Here is a 2,126-nt window from a genome sequence, read left to right as displayed (position 1 = left end):
ATTTATAATTTAATTAATAAAAGTATAAAGTTTTATCTTATGAGGCCGATTACCGTCAGTAGTTATTGTATTCACCTGTTATCAGGGAACTCCCCCATTTACTGAGGTTATTATGAGAGTGAACAAGCCTGTCAGTCGGCAGGAGTATCCCATTGATCGCGATACCACCTTGCAATCCACCACCGATATTCACGGCAATATCGCCTATGCCAATGCCGCCTTTGTTCGCGCCAGTGGTTTTGAATATCAGGACTTACTGAGTCAACCGCACAATGTTGTTCGGCACCCAGATATGCCACCCGCGGCATTTGCTGACATGTGGCAAACCCTGAATGCTGGCTTATCTTGGTCATCACTGGTTAAGAATCGCCGTAAAAATGGTGACTACTATTGGGTACGCGCTAATGCTACGCCATTACGTCATGATGGCCGTCTGACCGGTTATATTTCGGTACGCATTGCACCCACTCGCGAAGAAGTTAAACAAGCGGAAGCACTGTATGCCGATTTTAATTCGGGTAAGGCCAGGCAGCGCCACATAGCACTATATCGAGGGTTAGTTGTTCGTACCGGTTGGGTGTCTTTATTGTCGTTGTTCCAAAAATTACCATTGCGCTGGCGCTTGCGCGGGGCATTATTGGGGGCGGCTTTACTCCCTACTGTGGCCGCCGGAGTGATTGGGATAACCGGTTTGCCATTATTCGTTTTGGCCGCAGTTAGCGTTGCCAGCAGCGTGGTGACCTCCTGGTGGTTAGAACGTCAGGTTGCCCGCCCTATCGCCGCAATTTTGCAACAAGCGCAAGATGTCTCTTCTGGGCAAGCTGGTGATTACGTACAGCTAAATCGCGTTGATGAAATTGGTTACTTGATGCGGAGTGTCAATCAATTAGGGCTGAATCTCCGTTCTCTGACGGATGACGTTAGCGGCCAGGTTGATGGTATTAACACTGCCAGCAGTGAAATTGCCGCGGGGAATCGTGAGTTAAAAGTCAGAACTGAACAGGCTACCGCTAACTTGCAGCATATCGTCAGCGCCACAGAACAATTAGTGGCCACAGTACAGCACAGTGCTAATAGTGCCAATGAAACCACATCGTTGGCCGCGATGAGCAGCCATGCCGCAGAACAAGGCAGCGAGTTGATGCATCAAGTCATTGAAACTATGGGCACGATTAATGCCTCCAGTCATCGTATTGTAGATATTATCAGTGTCATTGAAGGAATCGCCTTTCAGACCAACATTCTGGCGCTCAATGCGGCGGTTGAAGCGGCACGTGCTGGGGAACAAGGTCGAGGGTTTGCGGTAGTTGCCAGCGAGGTACGCCATCTGGCTCAGCGCTCCTCAACCGCGGCCAAAGAAATAAAACAATTAATTGAAACCAGTGTGGAGCGGGTCCGTGACGGTAGCGCCTTAGTGCAAAATGCCGGGGCCACCATGGATAATATCGTCAAACAAGCGGGTCAAGTTTCTACCCTAATCAGTGAAATCAGCACCTCAACCCATGAACAGACACAGGCACTTGGTCAAATTAACCAATCGATCGGTCAGTTAGATCAAATGACACACCAGAATGCGGCCATGGTTGAACAGTATGCCGGGGCGGCAGAAGAATTGGCGCATCGAACCCTGCGCCTAACAGCGGCTGTTCGAATTTACCGCCCAGTAAAATGAGATAGGTTGTTAGATGACATAACGCTGAAATAGTGCCAGCACTGATACTCCAACGCCCTACTTCGGTAGGCTTTGGCGAGGTGTTTAAGAACGGCATCCAGTAATGTTCGCATTAAAATTAGCGGAGAGTGTCGCAAGATATTCTCCGCTAATGTCAGATAAGATATGACCCGTCATGACTTAAGGCTATTGGCCTGACATCTCAGATGTAATCCTTTATTTTCAGCATAATATAATATGCCCAGTAGCCATAATACTGCCGCGTTTAACGTCGCCAGAGGGCTGAGTATCATTTTTTAAAAATATCACTTCGCTTTAATAAATAAACATAATTACAACGTTCCATCGTGGCATGCAAATTAATCGCTCCCTAAAAAATGATAATAATCAAAATGATGACCAATCCTTAACTCAGCCATGTTCGGTAACCGTGTTAAATATAATAGCAGTGAAG

At 47.2% G+C, this 2,126-nt stretch carries 1 protein-coding gene and 1 pseudogene; one reads left to right on the top strand and one right to left on the bottom strand.

The genetic code is table 11. The features are described 5' to 3' along the window. The first annotated feature begins 112 nt into the window (after window positions 1-112). Entirely contained in the window at window positions 113-1,672 is a 1,560-nt protein-coding gene (locus tag V2A85_RS23150; RefSeq protein ID WP_420072494.1) for a methyl-accepting chemotaxis protein, read from the top strand. 44 nt (window positions 1,673-1,716) lie between these two features. Here the strand turns inward: V2A85_RS23150 and V2A85_RS23145 are convergent. After that, window positions 1,717-1,965: pseudogene (locus tag V2A85_RS23145) on the bottom strand (IS4/IS5 family transposase); the annotation flags it as partial. Window positions 1,966-2,126 lie beyond the last annotated feature (161 nt).

Origin of the sequence: Yersinia sp. 1252 StPb PI (genome assembly GCF_048593885.1) — a bacterium.
Classification (GTDB): domain Bacteria; phylum Pseudomonadota; class Gammaproteobacteria; order Enterobacterales; family Enterobacteriaceae; genus Yersinia; species Yersinia enterocolitica_E.
Note: the sequence above shows the minus strand (reverse complement) of the source record. Positions and strands in the feature narration are given on the sequence as shown.

What these genes read in the sequence shown, in the direction of transcription:
- V2A85_RS23150 (WP_420072494.1), top strand. Translation starts at nt 113, where the DNA reads ATGAGAGTGAACAAGCCTGTCAGTCGGCAGGAGTATCCCATTGATCGC.